Here is a 19,428-nt window from a genome sequence, read left to right as displayed (position 1 = left end):
TTTAATTCTGGGAGATTTGGATCCAACATGTCGGTAGTGAGTCCTTACTTAAAATATCCTTTTTTATACAATAACTCAGCATTCAAGATAGCAGCACCAGCGGCACCTCGAATCGTGTTATGCGAAAGAACTACCCATTTCCAGTCCAAGATTGAATCTTCTCGTAACCTTCCCACAACAGTTGTCATTCCCTTTCCTGTGTCCAAATCGAGACGAGGTTGAGGGCGGTCGTTTTCTTCGCGGTAAAGAATAGCGGGGTTCGGTGCAAACGGCAATCCCAATTTCTGTGGTTCCCCTTGAAAATCTGCCCAAACCTTTAAAATCTCTTCTTTTTTTGGTTTTTTATCAAAGGATACAGAAACACAAACAGTGTGCCCATCAAATACAGGAACTCGGTTACAATGAGCAGAGATTTTAAAGTCTGCTGATTTAATGACACCACCTTCCACAGTCCCCAAACATTTTTGAGGTTCCACTTCCGCCTTGTCTTCTTCTCCACCGATATAAGGCACAACGTTTCCAAGGATGTCCATGGTTGGAACACCAGGGTAACCTGCACCTGAAATGGCCTGCATTGAAAATAACATAACAGACTTTAATCCAAATGCATCCATGAGTGGTTTAAGTGAGATCGTCACTCCCATTATTGTACAATTGGAATTTGTGATGATTTTCCCTTTTGTTTTTTGTGCAGAAAGAACATCCAAATGATGTGAGTTAACTTCTGCAGAAAGGATGGGAACATTTGGGTCCATACGATGGTTTTTGGAATTGGATAATACCATCACTCCAGCTTCCGCATAAGCAGTCTCCACTTCTCCTGCAATGGATGCGTCTAGACCACTAAACACAAGTTGTACGCCTTTTGTTACATTTGGATCTGGTAATGAAATGATAATGTCTTTTGCATAAGAAGGAATGTCAGAAGAAATCTTCCAACGAGACTTCATCACGTCACCATAAGTTTGGCCCGCACTTTTTTCAGAAGCTGCTAAATGAGTCACCGTAAAATAAGGGTGATCCTCCAAAAGTTGAATGAATCTTTGACCGACGGATCCTGTTGCTCCCAGGACTCCAACTTTGATTTTTTCCATAATTTTCCTTATCTAATGTAAGGATTGAAAAACATGTTATTTCGGAAAGAGATTTCCAATTCTTTCCGCATAAATCGAATTCATTTGTTCCATTCCTGCATAAGTGAAGTGATGAAAATCGGAAAACCCTTGCATTGGGAGTAAGCCGTGGATGTCCCAAAAATGTACGGAACCCGAATCCAAAGATTTCAGAAAAAGCAAATGGTCCCGATACCAGTCCGAATTCTCATACCAATTGAGAGAGATTGGATTTTCTGGGTTATTGATGAGCAAAAACGGGATATTTCGATTTCGAAAATGGTCTGCGATTTTTTGCAGGTAATGAAAATGAAAAAAAGGTCGGAATTTTTCGTTTCGGATTCTTTCTTTGGCAAGTTTTAATGCGACTAAATAACCAATTCCAGGTCGTTTATCCAAACCTTCTAACAATCGATAGTAAAAATAACGAGTATAAGTCTTATCATCCATCCCCTGATAACGATAGTCTTCCGTACGTGGTTCCCGAGTGTATTGGACACCTGACTTTGCCACTTCTAGACCAAATGTCTGTTCCAATCGGACACCCATGGGGTCATAATGATAATCCAAATAAGCTCCAGTAGCTTCATGTGCATACCACACTCGTTCCAATGTCGCAGTGATTTGTTTGTTTTCCCTAAAGAAAATTGGATCCAAACGAACCTTCGTCCATCTAGGATCTTTTAGGATCACGACTTGGTTTGTATCGCCGTTCGAAAAGGTAAGTTTACAAGTGGAACCAGCAAGCAAATAGGGAGTGACTTCCAACCAAATCCCTTTTTCTTCCATTTTATGTGTTGGGAAAAAACTAAATTGTTTCCCTGTCCAACCAAGTCCATTGACTCCTTCTGGAATGCTGACACCCATATAAGAATGATAACTTGTATTTCGACCAAATCGGTGTTGGAGTAGGTTTTGTATGTTTTGTTCGAAAATGTCTTTGTACCGGTAAAAAGTGAAACCGGAAGAAACAATGTAGCGAGAAAAAGTTTCCGTATCCATCTCCGAGCCCACTTCCATCAGAGTTTCCCAAGGAAAAACCCATAATGATTGAGGTGCTTCTCCAAATGTAAGTGCATCTCGTATCATTAAAGATTCATCAACTGAATCATTCCTTCCTTCTGGAAACAAAACATACGTTCGGTGGAGGCGATAATCAATAAAATTAACGGGGTAAACGACTAAGTCTGGTTCCAAAGGTGTAAGCCAATTGAGAAGTAAATACACATATAGAGGACTATTGCCCGCATACGCTAAATAAAAAACATCTACATCTAATGAAAATTTATCCTTTAAGGTTTTTTCCAAGGACCGTGCATCAATGGAATAATAGGCAACCGAACTTCCGACAATGATGATCCGTTTTTTAATTTTGGGAAGAGAACGTATCCTTTCATATTCGTATAAAAAATTGAAAAAATGATTTGTATTCCAAGGAGATTCATTTGGCAAAAGGAATTGGATTTTGCGGAAAAACAAAGTATCTATCCCGAACAAAAAGACAATCAGACATGTAAGGAAAAATATCCGTTTTTTCATCTTAATTCCTAAAATACAAAGTAAACAAACGGTTTACTTTCAGCAGAATACAATACGATCACAATCAAACTTAAAACTGCAACAAAAGCTAAAAATGCCAATTTTCCTAAGGAATTATGCATTTTTTCGAATTTTGCTAACAGTTGTTTGTTTTCCTTAAAAATGCGACTTCCAATCAAATGGCCAATCAATACCAACACAAAACAATAAACAAATTTCATTTCAAGAGTGTATGGTAACAAAAAACCCTCTTTTTTTGTAAAAATCCCCTGTAGGTAACACAGGGAATCAACCAAATTAGCACTTCGAAAGAATACCCACAAAAGACTTACCGCAAAAAAAGTGAAAACAACTTTGAATGGTTTCCAAGCAGGAAGTGTCATCAGAGAGTAACGTACTCCAATCCATCTTTCCACCACAAGTAAGATGCCATGCCCAGTCCCCCAAACTACAAAATTCCAAGAAGCACCATGCCAAAGACCACCAATGGCCATCACAAGAATAAGGTTCCGATAAGTAAAAAAGACTCCCATCCGGTTTCCACCAAGAGGAATGTATAGGTATTTTTTTAACCACTGGGATAAAGAAATATGCCAACGAGTCCAGAATTCTGAAAATCCACTCGATAGGTAAGGCATCCGAAAATTCTCAGGCAAATGGAATCCAAATAGAACTGCCGTGCCTTGGGCAATATCAGTGTACCCAGAAAAATCGCAGTATATCTGTAGGGAGTAGGAAAACATTCCCATCCAGAGAGCAGGCGATGACATTTTGTCTGGATGTGAAAAAACGATATCAGCTACCTCAGCCAGATGGTCAGCCAACACCATTTTCTTAAACAGACCGAGTAGAATTAAAAATGTCCCGAATAAAAAGGGGATCCGAAGGAAATGGAGTGGCCTCCTGATCTGTGGTAAAAAAGACTTTGCCGTGACAATGGGACCCGCTACTAACTGTGGGAAAAAACTGAGAAACAGAAGGTAGGATGAAAATTTCCTCTCCGGAACCAATTCCCCCTGGTAGACATCCACTACATAAGAAATCGACTGGAAGGTATAAAAGGAAATTCCAACGGGTAAGAGCCACTGGCTCCAAAAAGTCCCTGAACCCTGTGGAGATCCGATCATATTTGCCCAATTTTCAGCTATAAAATGCCCATATTTTAAGAATACCAGTAACCCAAGGCTATTTGCTAGAGAAAGTGACAAAAAGAAAAGGCGAAATCGGGCCGATTTGGCGCTGTGGATCGCTCGAGTCACAAGAAAGTCAACCAGAGCAATCCAAATGATTAATATTAAGTAATTTTTGTTCCAAAAACTGTAAAATAAAAGACTAATTATCAACAGATAAAAAACTTTAAATGATCTATATATTGATTTATTTTGTGCATTTATTTGACTAAATATGTGCAGCCAATTTGCAAGAAGATGCCATAGAACAATCGTGATTGCCAAAAACACACCAAATAGTGCCGAATTAAAGAGCATATAATGGCTTAATATTGTGCATTAAACATTGTATTTGCATTTTACTCCACAATTGGGGCATGTGCAAGTGACTTCTGCCTTTACGCGACGGCCTTTTGCACCTTCTACTTTCCCAACTGCCACAAATTCAAACACAACACCCTCTGGCACAAAGTGACCTGAGCCGTATTTGGCCGTACCTTCGATTACATTAGAGCAGGCGTGACATTTCACCCTTAACCGTATTGTTTCTGCCATACCAAGGAAAGATGAGGAGGAGTTGCCCCTCAGGCAACCAATATTCGCTTTTCTGCCAAATTTGCATGCAGATGAAATCGGGCTACACATGACATATTGGCAGCTTATTTGTTCTTTTTGGTGCAAAAAAAAGAAGGAATTTGGCCTGGGAACAAAGGTGGGGCCCAAGGGGGAAATGCCTCGCTCTGGGCAGATTTTTAGTCCTAAATGCCTATCTTTCGGCAATTGAGAATGTTTTATCTGATAAAATGGGTAATTTGCTTTTTGGATTCCTTTTCCTTTGGTCTGGAAAAACACGGCTAAGTTACGAAAGTTCACTTCAATATTTGGGCTAGAATGCGGACAAAAGTTTCCCTCTGGCCGATTTGTTCATCGCCTCTCCTTTACTAGGAAATGACCGAATTTGGTCACCAAACCTTCAGGGGAAGCTTGTAATCATAAAGGGGCGGAAAGGAAAGGAAAGGAAACAATCCCATAAGAGCTGAAAACGAAGGAGTGACTGACGAGTTTCCGGCAGCAAATTCAAAATATGGAATTGCCGTAGTACGGGCTGGCGAAACCGAGTCACCCCTTCCAAAAGGCCGCCCACTCGAGGACACTCGATGCCGAAAGTTGGTCCCTCGGGATGCTCTGCCCCGATTCGTATGCCGAACTTCGGGCAATTCGACTCAGCAGATTCCACCGAATTTAAATGCCTAAATATAGGCAATTTTTCTTGGTTCCAACAACCCTTTTGCTTTCAAACGGGAATTCCTGTGACTGTGAGCCGTTAAGACGTAGATTTCGGCTATATTTGCCTAATTTTAGGCAAATATTCTTTCCCCAGGGTGTCGCCCAGGACTGTGCTTGTTTTTGTCAATTTTGGCATTTTCTCCCTGTAGTGAGCACAGGGACGGAAAGGCAACGGAAACCACGCGTAAGATGGTGGTCTCATGAGGGATCTTGGTTTGGATTATTTTTTAGATTTAGAGGTGGTGGTTTTAGCTTTTTTTACAGCAAACGAAGGTTTTGAACCAGAAGAGTCAGATCGTTTGTTTTTTGCGCTTGTACTGGTTTTAGAGGAAACCTTTGATTCCTTTTGATTCCCGCGAGAATTACCAGATCCTCCTGTGCCATTTTCTTCATTGGAGAGAATGTCACTGGGCATTCGGCCATTCCGTTTGACCATGTAGATGAAATGTCGGACGTATTGAGTGTATGGCTCAGGAATTGTCTTTGGATCGAATTCTTTTGGTTCTTGGAGGAGTTGGTTGACGTGAGCCAATGGGAGGTCGTCCTTACTGGTTGCCATGAGAATCTCCAATCGCTTGCAGATCTCAGAGTCATTGACCTCAGTAGACAATTTTCGCATGGCGTTGAGAAATTTTTGGAAGGCAACTCGCTTCGGTTGAGACATATCCCCAGAAAACCAAAAAGTCCTGGGCTGGCAATCGATTTTACAAGTAGATTCTCCGCTTCCCTCGATACTATTATACTGTTTGCGAGTACAACTTGGCAATGAGCCGAACCCATCCCCTTTTCACCCGGAAGTGAAACATTTGCGAAGGAAATCTGATTGGATGTAAAAAACTGAATCGATTGTTTTTCCACTTGGGCATTTGGAATTTGGAAGAGATTTTGCCCTTCGCTTTGATTCGATGGAATGGCAATCTCTTGGTTTGGACTTACCTCAACTTCACTGATCACACCTTCCCTTAGTTCAATGGCAGGAACAAGTGGATCGTTTAAGAGGACAACTGGTTCCTCCCATTCATTCGCAGATAAAGATCCTTGGGAAAAAACGGCTATCACCAGAGCACAAAAAAACGGCGCAGTTTTGTGCAATTTTTGTGCCAACTTTTCTGTTATTCCCAAGAAATCCATATGAATATCCATAGTTTTCCCTGAAATTCGAGAAAAATAAAGCATTTTTTAGTGTTTTTTCTTATTTTTTATAGAGGGATGCACGGACCCTGAGTTTCCATTCCCACAAAACAATTTCGTGTTCTAGGTCTTTGGCCGAGTCTTGTTCTTTGGCTAAGAGGGCATAAATCATATGTGAAATGTCTTTTGAAAATCCACCATCCAATTCTTTTTCGAAAGCTTCCACTTGGAATTCCAGAATTAAGACTGCCAATCGAAAAGCTTCGTTCATGGCAATGAGTTGGGGTTTGACTGTGTCTAGTTCGGGTTTCTTATATTCATTTTTGATCATCACATCCAAAAAGGTTCGGATGAACATAACGTCGTCAGAAGACAAATGGAAATCGAGGAGGAGTTGTTTTACTTTATCTAACTCCATAGCACGGAGGTGGATCCTAGCTAAAAAAACTGGGTTCTCACTATATGTGTTTAGGTTTTGGTTTTTGGCAACATCTGTCGCACGAACCTTATCATAATCCACCACTCCCTTGTCTTTTGATTCTTCGGTTTTTGGAGACAGGGATTCTGCGGAAGTATTAATCCTTTTTTTGATCACTAGGATGTTCATACTCGGGTATCGGATTTTGAATGAGACCATGTCCGATCTGGGGATTTCTTCATCGACAACCAAAAATTGTGCCTGCTCCCCCCGCTCCCAAGCTGCCATCAAATCTTCTTTGTTTTTATAGTGATAAATGACAACGGGTAAAACATCACTCTGGCTTCCCGTACCCAGATAAATGGTTTTGATCTCATTGGAGAAACCATGTTGGTATGGAATGACCATCTTTCCCGCTTTTACGTTGACGAAGGAAAGTTCCCCCAAATGAAAATGGGAAACGTCAAAATCATCCCCAAAAAAACCCACTCTCGGGACGTTGACAACGATGGAATTATTTTTGGCCCCTTTGGGAACCTCGGGGCCTGATTCAGTAAAAACGACGTAAGTCAGTTTGGAAATCCGGACTTTTACGAGAAACCCTGCCGGAGTTTTCCGTTCTTCGTATACAGTATCATCCATCTTTACATCAAACCAAGTTGTTTCATTTTGTATTGGAGAGACCCTCTCGAAATTCCTAATGCCTTTGCCATTCGGATTTGGTTTCCCGAAAAGATACGCATTGCCAAAAGAATCTTCTGCCTTTCTAAGGCTTCTATCCCTCGCCGCAAGTCTAAATCTTCTGCATCTGGAATCTCAATATCCATCCGGTTCCGGCCGACCAAAAGATCAGGGACATCTACCATTTTGGTACGACAAGTTAAAATTCCAGAAAGAATCGCACTCCTCAATTCGACGAAGTTTTCTTTATAATTTCGATTGAGAAGTTCCTCTTCTCCGGCCGGACTCAGAGTCAGATCGGAACGATTTTGATCGTGGCACAATTCTTGGAAAATGGACTCTATGATTTTGGAAAATGTAGGTTTTGGCAATTGGTTTAATGCCGGTAAATACACTGGATTTTTTCGTAACAATTGGACAAATTCGGGAAGGACTTCGCCACTTCCATTCGAATCTCCCAAGAGAAAAAGATTGCCTTGGAACCCAGATTTTGCCCACCAATCCGTAAGGATTTGTTGTTGGCCCAATGAAAAATGTTCTGGGTTCGTAAATACTAAACTCCCTAAATTTGACTCAGTTCCCCATTCCTGAAGGGCTTTTTCAAATTTCCCAAAATGATCAGGTACAGATTCTACAACGAGAAAGGGAGCACCCGAAAACTTGTTTTGGTGGATCCATTTTGCTAGACTTTTTTTCCCCGACCCGGGAGCTCCAAAAATCGAAACCAACCTCTCGGATCCGAACCTATGGACTGCTGATTCAAGATTGGGAATTTTGTCTCTGAAATAGAGATACGAAACATCAGAATCTTTTGGAGTCAGACGATGCATTTGGGGTTTATTGCCACTCCACTCTTTTCCAATTTTTTCTGCAAAAAGCGAAAGGAGAGCAAATAAAGAGAAGGATGTTTCTCCTTCAAATTCAACGAGAAGAAAACCAATACTTTCTTTTGCAACGATTCGGATGGACATTGCATTTGTTGTTTTTCCAAATAAAGGAAATTCTTTCCCAGAAAAGAAAACAGGTTCCCTGGAAGTCATGAGAGTCTCCCATTGTGCAGAACCTCGATTCAAAAACGAATAATAAAAACCATCTTCTCCGTATCCGAAACTGGCTGACTCATAAAAGGAATCTTCGTCTTCTGCTTTGAGAACCACAACTCCCGAGGCCAACCCAAACTCTGTACACAACTCTGCCCACAAAGAAGGAAGGATCGTTTCCATCCATTCTTTGCCTGTTTGGCTGGATGCAAACAAGGAAGCGGTATGAGGGGGCATGCTATGAAACTGTTTAAATTTAATCACTTTGTCAAGTACGTACCAATTTGAATGTCGGATGTCCGACAGAAACAGAAGAGATAGTTTTTGCTAATTTTTGGTATGTCGGATGTCCGACAATGAAGGTAGAAATGGACAAAAATCCCTTTTTTTGTTCCCTTTCAAAAATTCAATTGATCCCAAATTTTCGAATGGAAAGCATACCAATTGGGAAGGAAAAAGAGAGATAGATGATCACCATTGCAGTTGCAAATCAGAAAGGCGGAGAGGGTAAAACAACTACTTCTTTGAATCTTGCCATGGGATTGGCTCGCCGAAATCTCAAAACTTTACTGATCGATATGGACCCTCAGGCAAATTCTACTGGAATTTTTTTAAATCCTGAAACCGTCGAAAAGGACCTTGCCCACTTATTCCAAAATTCGGCAAATATGAAGGATATCATTGCCCCAGCATATAACGAGCATTTGTGGGTTGCTCCATCTAGCATGCGTTTAGCGGAAATGGAAACTGTTTCCGTGAACTCGGTAGAAGCACCTTATATCCTCAGAGACTCACTTTCCGGACTTAAGGATTTTGACTTTGTCATCATTGACTGCCCACCCTCCCTTTCGATTTTTACAGTCAACAGTCTGGTTGCTGCCAATTATGTACTGATCCCACTTCAGGCAGAAAAATTTTCGATGGATGGGATCATGGGATTACAACAAACCATTTCCTCGATCAAAAAAAGGATCAACCCTGACCTAGAAATTTTAGGCGCCCTCATCACCCAATTAAAACCCCAAACTTTATTAACGAAGACGATCTTACCTGTCCTCACAAAGTACTTCAGGATTTTTGAACATACGATTTCTGATGGAGTTGCAATTGGCGAAAGCCATTTGGCCAAAAAATCCGTCTACGATTACAATCGGTCATCCAGACAATCCCAAGAGTATGAAGGTTTTATCGAGGAGGTTTTAAGTGAGCTTAAAAAGTAAACGCCTAGGAACTCTCGCCGACATTTACCAGGCTGAAAATTTGGACGGGACCATTCGTACAATCCGTATGGACAGAATCCAACCTTCTGAATACCAACCGAGACAGGAACGAAAAAAAGGGATCGAAGAATTAGCCCAGACACTAAAAGCAGATGGCCTTTTACAACCCATCATCGTCTCCAAAGGGGAAAAAGAAGGCAGTTATAAAATCATTGCTGGAGAGAGACGATACCATGCTGCCAAATCCTTGGGATGGGCAGAGATTGAGTGTAAGATCTTAAACCGACCCGATAAAGAAATCTACAAACTTGCTGTCATCGAAAACCTGCAGAGAGAAAACTTATCACCCTATGAAGAAGTGGATGCCCTTCTGTTTTTAAAAAATTCCTACCAATATACGGACCAGGAGTTAGGTGACCTATTTGGAAAAAGCCGCAGTTACATGACGGAAGTCCTTTCGATTACTTCCATGTCCAAGGCCGATTTGGAGAAATGTAAAAAGAACGAAATTTACAATAAAAACCTTCTCGTGCAGGCAGCCCAAGCAGCCAAAAAAGGAAGTTTGGATGAATTTCTCACCCTGTATCACAAAGGTGCACTTAAGACCGTAAAAGATGCAAAAGACTTCAACAAACAAGTAAAAACGGGTGATGGGACAAATCAAAAATCCTCCCCTCTTTCTGGTTACAAAATCAGACGCACGAGTAGCGGGATCCAAATCCAATCCGAAGACGAAATTTTACTGGGAGACATTTATAAATTCATCAGAAAAGAACTCTCCAAAAAGTATGGTGACTCGGCATAACCCAAACAAGTACTTAGCAGTCAAGTACTTAGGAAAAAATTTTTTGGCCCGAATAGGGAAAAATACTGTACGAACTTGACAGTTACCAGAATCCGACAATAATGTGACATAATAAAACTTTTGAAAGGTTTGAGCAAACACCTTTTCTTGTGAGAAGGTGTGGGGGCATTCTATTGCCCTAACCCGATACATAAAAAAAATCCCCTGGTACACCAGGGGGTCGGGGTTTCCCGAAGGAATGTTGTTGGATGAGACATAATTAACATTATGTCAGATAATGTCAACTCCTTCGAATTATTTGCTTAAATTTAGTTTGATTTTTGCAGAAATCGGAGGAGCTTCCTTGAGCGACCAGCGACATCCCTATATCCGCCTGATGACCGACATCATCGATTCTGGTGTCTGGGCAGGGTTATCCCATGCTGCAAAGACGTTGTATCCTGTGCTTTTAAAATTCAGTGACTACAACTTCAAACCTGTTTGGCCAAACACAGAAACCCTGATGCGCCTAACAGGATTCAAAACTAAAAAATCCATCGTGACTGCCAAAAAAGAATTAACACAAGCAGGCCTACTCTACCAAGTTCCAGGTAGTGGAAGGACATCCACAAGATACCATTTTTCTTTCCACTATGAGGGTTCCAGAATTACCCCTCTGGGAGATATGTCGATACACCCCAGAGGGACCGAGCCAGGGACCGCTGAGGGAGTCATTTTACCCACAAAGGGGGTTACAGCTGGATCCCCTAACCATATTAATATAACTATATCCAATACAAACCATGTACCAGAAGCAAAGGACCCTAGCGAAAGTAAGAGAGATGCAAAAGAAGGGAAAAAAGACTTTGAAACACTTGTCGATTTGTTTGGTCCTGACATTGCTTTAGAAGCATATCGTAAAGCTGTGGACCTTCATATGGAATCGAATGTTTCGTATGTACAAACTCTTTGCAGGGAATTGGTGAGTGCCCATCGAAAGGAAGTGCTTAATTCTGGGCATGATTCAGGAAAAGAACCCTCCCTACCCCACCCAGCCTCTTGGTCTGGGTTTTTGGCATGGGCTTCGAAGGAATTGACAGAATCATCCTATCGGCAGTTGGAAAAAATCCAGGTGACTACTGATGGAAACGTAATCATCGTTTCCTCTCCGATTCTTGGTCATTTACGCCAAATCATCCAAATGTATTTTACAGAACGGGTGAAACCAGTAGTTCTCGTAGTGTTTACAGAAAAAGAAGAAGGTTCACGTGTCGGTGAAATTCGATAGACTGAATAGAAAAACGGTATTTTTTGGAAGGAATCATAACTGAAAAAGCGCATGAAAGATCATTTAATTCGCACAAGCCACCCCTACTCTTTGCCCATCCAATCGGTTTCCACAACGGGAACGTATGAAATCAAAAATAATGAGTTTTTGTCATTTTTTGAAGAAAAGGAACAATCCTCTCTCTCCTCGATCATTTTCCAATTTGACGATGTTGTTTTTTTTAATGGGATCGAGTTATTGCCAGGGAAAGATGGATTGGATTTTTTCCCAGATTCATTCCGTTTTGAGTTATCCCATGATGGTAAGTATTGGGAACCCATCTTACAAGAGTCATCCTTTCGCAAATCATTCAAAACTTCCGCTAAATGGTTATTTTCATTAACAAGCGCTCGTTATGTGAAGTTTATTTCAAAAATTTCAAGAAAAGCAAGTAACGGGAAAAATCGGATTAGTTTTGGTCCATTAAAAATCTTAATCAGTGGCGTTCAGTCAATTCAAGTTAGTTCTGAGTTAGATAGACTCTATGTGAAAGAAAATTTATTCGATACAAGGCCTGATTATGGATGGTCTTCTAAGAAAAAGGAAGAACCTGCTGATGAATATGTGATTTTGGATATGGGATCAGTCAACCGGATTGAAGAATTTCGGATGTTAACGAAAAACGATGCCATCACCAATTTCCCTGAAAGGTTCATTGTTTATTACAGTGAAGATGATCTAACTTGGCATCAGTTACATGAAGAAAATTATTTTTTATCAGAGCCAGGAACTTGGTACAAGTGGCGTTTTCCACCAGTCAATTTACGATTTTTAAAAATTGTTTTTATCGATGAAAAACAAGCTAACAAAAAAGAATACACCACCGAAGTCATAGAAATCGAATTGTATTCCAGTGCAGATAAAAAGGAATCAGGTGGTCCAACCAGAGAACCACTTCCCTATGCTTCTGTTTTAAGATCAGGAATCATTCGGCTCGCAGTTGATGGTGAAGTAAAAGAAGGTGTTGTCGTCCAATCTAATGATCGAAGGTTAAGAGACGCAACAACCGAATACCGTGGGATTGTGGAACTTGCATCTGACGGGGAAGAAAAACCAGGTGTTGTTGTCCAAGGGAATGATAAACGCCTAAAAATCGCCTCCGAACTCACTCATGGTCTCGTGAGACTTGCAAGGAGTGGTGAAGCAAGGCCGGGTCTTGTCGTTCAATCGGATGATGAGAGGTTACGAAATGCTTCTACAGATCACCCCGGAATCGTAGAACTTGCATTAGATGGCGAAACACGCCCAGGTGTTGCCGTCCAAGGTAATGATTCTCGATTAAAAATTGCGACAAAAAAATCGGTAGGACTTGTTCAACTAGCAGAAGCTGGTGAAACTGCGATTGATAAAGTGGTTACAGGAGATGACCCTAGATTAAAGGATGCTACAACTACTGCAAAAGGGATTGTACAGTTAGCGCCGAATGGTGGAGAGGAATCAAATACCGTTGTCCAAGGAAATGATAAACGTCTAAAACTTGCCAATACGGAAGCACATGGAATTGTCCAACTTGCACATTCAGGTGAAAATAAAGCTGGTGTTGTTGTCCAAGGAAACGATAAACGTCTCGCCAAAGCAGGGTTTGACGATGCAGGTATAGTTGTGTTGGCCAATCATGGGGAAGCAGTACCTGGAAAGGTTGTTTTGTCAGATGATCCAAGATTGTCAGATAAAAGAGAACCAAAACCACATACACATCCATACGCTGAAAAAGAACATGATATTAACTCACATACTGGATTATTAAAGATTACAGGTGAAGCTGAATCTATCTCCAAAGGATTTGTTCCACCACAATCAAGTGATGCGATCATTTACGGAAAAAATACGAAGAATGGTACAGGGCTTGTGGGAGTTTCTTCTGGTTCGGGTGTTGTTGGCTTTGGAGATTCTATCGGAGTTTACGGGATATCCAAAGGGAAAGAAACTACTCGGTCAGCTGGAATTTTAGGTGCCGGCACAACGTCACCCGGTGGTCGGTTTGTTTCACAGTCTGAGTTTGCCATTGTTGTTGATGGGAAAGGAATTCCTGAATATGAATTGATTGGTTCCGGGAAAGCAATTTATGCTAATGGAGAATCGGTTTTTGAAGGGAACCTTCGCATAACGAAGGACGGTGGCGAAGAATGTATTGCTCGTTATTTTAGACTCGATGGGAAGGATGTAATCACTTCCGGTGATTTACTTGTGGCAACCGAGGAAACGGGAGTACTCGGAAGGAGCAAACACCCCTACTCTACCAATGTGATTGGTGTCGCGGTTGCAAATGCTAATGTTGTTTTTGGTAAAAAAGAAAAAGGCGTAGAATACGTGTTAGTGGCATTACTTGGAATGGCAAAACTTCATGTGGATGCAACACAAGTGCCCATTTACCCTGGAGATCTTTTGGTTTCGGGACTCACTTCTGGTCATGCGATCAAAGCGGATCCTTCCAAATTAAAACCAGGTATGTTGGTAGCAAAGGCAATGGAAGCATGTAAACGAGATAAAGGTCATATCCTTTGCCTCTTAACTTTCTCCTAAAAACAGCGATAGATTTGAGGTAGGTTTATTGATAAATCCTGCCTCAATCGCCCTTTGGAAAAGATAAGTTACAGCATCGTGTCCTTCTTTTCCCAGTGATTTTGTAAATTCGTTTACATATAAATTGATATGAGCCTTGATCACGGAATCTTCTTTATTCTGAGAGTTTTCCTTGATGTAATCCATCATTTCTTTTGGTTCTTGGTAAGCATCTCTTAGGCTTTTTTGAAGTTCCGATTGGAATTTGAGTGCTTCTTCTCTTGGGATGTCCCTTCTGATGGCAATAGCACCTAGAGGAATTGGGTATCCTGTAGATGATTCCCACCATTCTCCAAGATCAACCACCTTTTCTAGTCCTCTTTCTTCGTATGTAAACCTTTCTTCGTGAATGATCACTCCTAAAGTATTTTCTTCCGTTAAAAGTTTTGGAATGATTTCATCATAACGAAGTGCGGTTGGTTTATGTGTGCCATTTGTATAAAGGGATAACAACAAATTGGCGGTAGTCAATTGTCCTGGGATATACAGAGATTTGCAATTTTCTAAGTTGGTGTTTGTATTTTTTTTTCTGACGAGAAGTGGGCCACAACCACGTCCTAAAGCAGAACCTGTTTCCAATAATATGTATTTATCAATGATGTGGAAAAAAGCAGCAAACGAAAGTTTGGTTACCGGGAATTTACCTTCAAATGCAAATTCATTTAAGTTTTCAACATCGTAAAGTTCTTCTTTGACTGGATAACCTGTGTTACGAATCAGGTGATAAAAGAGAAAAGTGTCATTTGGGCAAGGTGAATAAGCAAGTGAAATCATAATGCTAAAAAATATTCCTTTGTTGGTGTGATGAAAAAAATTCGAATTAGTAAAAAGAAAAACAAAGTAAGAGAGGTGCTAAGAAAGATTTTAAAACTTAGTTTTTTATTTACTCCTTCTAGAAGTAGACTGAAAGGTAAAATGAGTGTAAACATTCTGCTTAGATTATCAAAAGACCTCCAGTACCCCTCTTCTGCAATGGTTATGACAAATAAGCTTCCAAGGATAGGAACAAGTAAGTTTAGATCCTTTTGAAATGAGTTTCTGATAGATGAAATCGATATCATAATCATACTTAAAAACGAAACTAGGAAAAGTAGTTTGGGGAATTCCTTTAGTTTGAATTGAAATTGGTTATGGTCAAAAAAACTTTTTACAAATCCAAATAAAGGAACATCAGTCATATCTTTGAAACCAAGTGGGTTTGTCCCTAAATGATTTGGGGAGTTTTTCCATCCGAAATATAAAAAACCCAAAAACAAAATACCTGGTAAGGAAAACAGAATTACTTCTTTCCATCGTTTATGGTACATGGCTCCCAATACAATCGGAGCTAAAAATAAAACCCCCAGCTCTCTTGTGAAGACTGTGATCAGGAAAAATAGAAACGAAAGAGCTAAGTTATTTTTTGTATAAAAATAATAACTAATGATTGCTAAACTCACAAAAAAAGAATCAGCAACTAATAATAAATTGGAATTTAGGGAATAGGGAGAGAGGATATAAAACAAAACTAGCCATTTTGATTTTTCGGGAAGTAATTGGTATAAACAATAAACAGAAAATAAAAATGTCGAAAATAAAATCGCAAGGGTAATGATCGGATAATGTTCGCTACCTAATAAATGAGAAACATATCCAGAAATGAGAGATAATCCGATTCTATGGTAACGGAAATAATAACTATCTACAATTAAGTTCCAATCTGAATCGTTAAACAAATCTTTTGCGAGTAAGTAAAAAAATTGTCCATCATATCCGCCTGATTTATATACGACAAAATTTGGATCGACTAAGTTTGGATTGATTTCATAAAATCCTTCCCAAAGCCCAATTAATGCAGACAGTGAATGGTTGTAGGGAGATATTTTAAATTGAATGATCCCCACTACTCCCAAAATGAAAAAAAACATGATAATCCAGAGTTGCCGCGGTTTCACACTCCCATTTTGTAAAAATTAATAGATTTTGAAAGGAATTTCTCTGGAATTTTAACAAGATTCTGACAGTTTGTATCCAAAGTTGGGGCAAATGAAAGAAGTTCTCGTTACCATACAAACGGTGTATCAGTATTTGGAAAAATTGGGTCCAAAAAAGTCCTTTCAAATACTGAAAAATTTGGGATACGAAAAACTTCTTTCCCTTACTGGAAAAGTACCAAAAGAACGACTCATTGTTCTAACTCAAAAATTGAGTGAAGAAACAGTCGTTGAGTTAGTGAATCAAATCCCTGAAAAAATTTTGGTGGAGATGATTCGTGAAAATGATGATGATGATTTGGTTTATTTCATTCATTCGTTATCGATTGCAGATCTTGCCATTGTATCTAAAAGTATCCCTCCACATGATGTGGGACTATTGGCAAAAACATTAGGTCCCGAAGCAAGTGTTGAAGTTTTAAAATCACTCGGAATTCAAAAGTCGATCTCTTTGCTGAAAGAAATTCCTATGCGAGATTTTTTATGGTTAGTTGATAAAATTCAGCTACAACCAATCATACAATTGGTGAATGAACTCTCTGTGGCAGATTGTAAAAAATGGATCAAACAAAGAGGATTAGAAGAATTGCCGATCCTTCTCAAGTTTTTTGGAGTTTCGAATGTTTTGGAAATCTTTAAAAAATTGGGTATGAACCAGGCATTGGCAATGATGCAACTTTTGGGCACAAGGGAAATGATGGAATTGTCGGTTCTTTTGTCTAAAATGAATTTGGAGTTACAGAACATCCCTTCTAATTTAAATTCCAAACCCGTTGTTTCGGAAAAACAAAAAACAAAAATTCCGCCAAAGAAAAAAGCTGCACTTAAAAAGAAGAAGGTGGTTAAACGTTCCCATTGATGATTGGGAAGTGAATGGTGAATTTACTTCCCTCACCCATTGTGCTTTCAACGAATATTTCTCCAGACATCTTTTCTACTAGTGATTTAACAATGGAAAGTCCAAGACCTGTTCCACCAATTTTTTTATTATCAGTAGATGGGATTCGGAAAAATCGATCGAAGATTTGATTTTTGTAGTTGGGATCAATTCCAATTCCAGTGTCTTCTACTATAATTTCCACTTTCCCGTTGGCGTCGCGTAACGAGATTCCAATTTTCCCTTTGAAAGTGTATTTTAGCGCATTGACATATAAGTTTGTTATGATTTGCGAAAATTCGAATTTGATTCCACGAATCAAAAGACCTTTTTTCAAAGAAAGTTCCCATTCAATTGGTTTTCCTTTTGCAAGATGTGAATTCATATGAATGACATCTTCAATCACAGGAACTGGATCAAAAATTTCTATCACTTCAGCTTCTTTATCTTTTTCTCGCGAAGTTGTTAATTTTAGTAGGTTTTCGATTAGAAAACTAAGTCTTTTTGCGTTTTTATCGATAACTTCCAACATATTGATATGTTCTTTGTTGAATGGTAAAGATGAATCTGATTTAAAAAATTCCAAGTATCCGCGAATATTCGTCATCGGACTACGTAACTCGTGGCTTACATTTGAGATAAATTCATGTTGGAGTCTTTCTTGTTCTTTTCGTTCGGAGTTTGGCCGGAATTGAACTTGGTATCTCTTTTTTGGAGATAATAGTATGGAAGTAAAACTGATATCTACTTCCAGTTTGGAGCCATCTTTTACTAAAATTTCAACATCTGGAAGTGATAACATAGTATCAGAGGATAAATCGGATCCAAATCGTAATTGGTTGGATACTTGGTTTCCAATAATGATATCTTCGATATTCATTTTGGTGATATCACCTCTGGTATATCCAGTTAATGATCGGAATTGATTATTCGCTTCAAGGATACTCCCTGTATCAGCATCAACTAAAGCAATCGCTTCTCTTGAAAATTCAAATAGGTAACGGTATTTTTCTTCCGAGTATTGTAAGTCAACAGCGGATCTATCTAATTTTATTTCCAAAATCGATATTAAATTTTCTAATTCGGTGATTTCTTCTCTTTGTAACTCGATTTTGGCGTTAAAAGAATCTAACATTGAGTTAACGAGTACTTTGACTCTGTTGTCCAGTTGAAGTGTTTCGTCGGTATTGAGACGTGAGCTGTAATTTCCTTGTAGCATATCCAAAACTAATGAATTGACATCGACAATTAAGTGCCTTACTGCATTTAATTTTCGGTAATTGATTTGTGATGGTGCATGTAATTTCACATTAGTAGGTTCTTGGAAGCTAGATAATTTTCTGACATCGAAAACTTTTTTAGGTTCCAGTGCTGATAAAATTTCTTCAAAGTTTAGAGCAGCTTGTACTGCTTCTGGCTGGATGACCCTTCGAATTAAGCGAAAATAAACATCTTTTAGTAATGGGAAAAGAGTTGTTTCATCGCCGTGGTAAGAAAAAACTCCTTTTTGGATTAACGGATGTTCGGTGAGTAGGTTTTTTGTTTCTCCTACTCTTAAGTGTGGGTAAAAATGAGAAAGCTGTAGGTCTTCCCATAAATTACCATGATATTCTTTGTTTGCATTTTGAAGGAAATCGATGGCTTTTTTAACAGCCAACAATACTCCTGATACTTCTCTTCCAGTTTTTAATATGGCATCACCACTAAATGCGAGTAAGGTGGAAGGATAAATCGTGTCCTTTTTCAATATAGGAAGTTCTAAGTTATTGGCAAAGTCTTGGAAGTTTCGGAGGAAAGGACTTGAAAATGGATCAGATACAAGCCCTAAGCAGTTTGGTTTTAAGAATTCTTTTTCTTCTAAAAATCCTGGTGTGTCAATATAACGCACCTTTACCGGATTTTTAGGTGCATATTCTTCTAGGAATTTTTCTGCAAATAATCTTTCGATGGAATTGATATGGGGAACAGGAAGGATATAGGCTTTGTTTCTAGTTAAGTCTTCTGGTTTGAATTGAAATCTTGAATAAAAAGATAGAGGTGAATGGTATAGATAAATTCCTCTATAGATTCTTTTGAGTTTTGATTTTTTTAAAAAGCTGTCTTGTAAGTATGCAATGGTTGGTACTTCCCCTGCTTCCACTCGTCCCGCGTCCAATAAAGGTAAAATTGCTTTGTGGTGAGTATTGAGGTGAAGTGTAACTTTGACTCCAAATTCTTCGAAGTAACCTTTTTTGTAGGCAACCACGATGGGTAAGGAGCTGAGTCGACTTGTAATACAAATTTGGATCACTTGGCAACAATTCCATTG

At 39.4% G+C, this 19,428-nt stretch carries 15 protein-coding genes; 5 read left to right on the top strand and 10 right to left on the bottom strand.

Going from position 1 to position 19,428, the window contains the following annotated elements:
- Positions 1 to 44: 44 nt before the first annotated feature.
- The 7 genes from asd to ND855_RS18060 form a co-directional block, all read right to left on the bottom strand.
- Positions 45 to 1,094, bottom strand: coding sequence for an aspartate-semialdehyde dehydrogenase (gene asd / locus ND855_RS18090; protein WP_265359607.1), 1,050 nt, complete (start codon positions 1,092 to 1,094; stop codon positions 45 to 47).
- Positions 1,095 to 1,130: 36 nt separating this feature from the next.
- Positions 1,131 to 2,651, bottom strand: a complete 1,521-nt coding sequence (locus ND855_RS18085; RefSeq protein ID WP_265359606.1) for a hypothetical protein — start codon at positions 2,649 to 2,651, stop codon at positions 1,131 to 1,133.
- 8 nt (positions 2,652 to 2,659) lie between these two features.
- Positions 2,660 to 3,778, bottom strand: a complete 1,119-nt coding sequence (locus tag ND855_RS18080; protein WP_322113581.1) for an MBOAT family O-acyltransferase — start codon at positions 3,776 to 3,778, stop codon at positions 2,660 to 2,662.
- Between the two features lie 381 nt (positions 3,779 to 4,159).
- The gene (locus tag ND855_RS18075; RefSeq protein ID WP_265359649.1) at positions 4,160 to 4,375 is read right to left on the bottom strand and encodes a hypothetical protein; all 216 of its coding nucleotides are present in this window, start codon (positions 4,373 to 4,375) and stop codon (positions 4,160 to 4,162) included.
- A gap of 952 nt (positions 4,376 to 5,327) precedes the next feature.
- Positions 5,328 to 5,771 (bottom strand): phosphatidylinositol phospholipase, encoded by a 444-nt coding sequence (locus ND855_RS18070; RefSeq protein ID WP_265359604.1) that lies wholly within the window; start codon positions 5,769 to 5,771, stop codon positions 5,328 to 5,330.
- Positions 5,772 to 6,299: 528 nt separating this feature from the next.
- Positions 6,300 to 7,298, bottom strand: a complete 999-nt coding sequence (locus ND855_RS18065; protein WP_265359603.1) for a hypothetical protein — start codon at positions 7,296 to 7,298, stop codon at positions 6,300 to 6,302.
- Positions 7,299 to 7,300: 2 nt separating this feature from the next.
- Positions 7,301 to 8,614 (bottom strand): helix-turn-helix domain-containing protein, encoded by a 1,314-nt coding sequence (locus ND855_RS18060; RefSeq protein ID WP_265359602.1) that lies wholly within the window; start codon positions 8,612 to 8,614, stop codon positions 7,301 to 7,303.
- Between the two features lie 230 nt (positions 8,615 to 8,844).
- On the opposite strand from ND855_RS18060, the gene ND855_RS18055 reads away from it, so the two are divergent.
- The 4 genes from ND855_RS18055 (at position 8,845) to ND855_RS18040 (ending at position 14,231) form a co-directional block, all read left to right on the top strand.
- The gene (locus ND855_RS18055; protein WP_265359601.1) at positions 8,845 to 9,597 is read left to right on the top strand and encodes a ParA family protein; all 753 of its coding nucleotides are present in this window, start codon (positions 8,845 to 8,847) and stop codon (positions 9,595 to 9,597) included.
- Positions 9,581 to 10,402 (top strand): ParB/RepB/Spo0J family partition protein, encoded by an 822-nt coding sequence (locus tag ND855_RS18050; RefSeq protein ID WP_265359600.1) that lies wholly within the window; start codon positions 9,581 to 9,583, stop codon positions 10,400 to 10,402. The genes ND855_RS18055 and ND855_RS18050 overlap by 17 nt, the downstream gene beginning before the upstream one ends.
- A 343-nt stretch (positions 10,403 to 10,745) precedes the next feature.
- Positions 10,746 to 11,669 (top strand): helix-turn-helix domain-containing protein, encoded by a 924-nt coding sequence (locus tag ND855_RS18045; protein ID WP_265359599.1) that lies wholly within the window; start codon positions 10,746 to 10,748, stop codon positions 11,667 to 11,669.
- A gap of 51 nt (positions 11,670 to 11,720) precedes the next feature.
- Positions 11,721 to 14,231, top strand: a complete 2,511-nt coding sequence (locus ND855_RS18040) for a discoidin domain-containing protein (RefSeq protein WP_265359598.1) — start codon at positions 11,721 to 11,723, stop codon at positions 14,229 to 14,231.
- On the opposite strand, the gene ND855_RS18035 is transcribed toward ND855_RS18040, so the two are convergent.
- Both ND855_RS18035 and ND855_RS18030 read right to left on the bottom strand, forming a co-directional pair.
- Complete coding sequence (locus ND855_RS18035) at positions 14,217 to 15,044, bottom strand: 1,4-dihydroxy-6-naphthoate synthase (protein WP_265359597.1); 828 nt, start codon at positions 15,042 to 15,044, stop codon at positions 14,217 to 14,219. The two genes, ND855_RS18040 and ND855_RS18035, sit on opposite strands and share 15 nt — an antisense overlap.
- Complete coding sequence (locus tag ND855_RS18030; protein ID WP_407658766.1) at positions 15,041 to 16,204, bottom strand: AZOBR_p60025 family cell surface glycopolymer formation protein; 1,164 nt, start codon at positions 16,202 to 16,204, stop codon at positions 15,041 to 15,043. The genes ND855_RS18035 and ND855_RS18030 overlap by 4 nt, the downstream gene beginning before the upstream one ends.
- 91 nt (positions 16,205 to 16,295) lie before the next feature.
- Between ND855_RS18030 and ND855_RS18025 the strand changes: the two genes are divergently transcribed.
- Complete coding sequence (locus ND855_RS18025; protein WP_265359595.1) at positions 16,296 to 17,102, top strand: hypothetical protein; 807 nt, start codon at positions 16,296 to 16,298, stop codon at positions 17,100 to 17,102.
- Here ND855_RS18025 and ND855_RS18020 read toward each other — a convergent pair.
- Positions 17,086 to 19,410 carry an ATP-binding protein gene (locus ND855_RS18020; protein ID WP_265359594.1) on the bottom strand — a complete coding sequence of 775 codons (2,325 nt, stop codon included), beginning with the start codon at positions 19,408 to 19,410 and terminating at the stop codon, positions 17,086 to 17,088. The genes ND855_RS18025 and ND855_RS18020 overlap by 17 nt on opposite strands.
- Positions 19,411 to 19,428: the final 18 nt, after the last annotated feature.

The organism is Leptospira paudalimensis, from assembly GCF_026151345.1.
GTDB lineage: Bacteria > Spirochaetota > Leptospiria > Leptospirales > Leptospiraceae > Leptospira_A > Leptospira_A paudalimensis.
The sequence above is the reverse complement of the archived record's forward strand: the minus strand, read 5'-3'. Positions and strand labels throughout refer to the sequence as shown.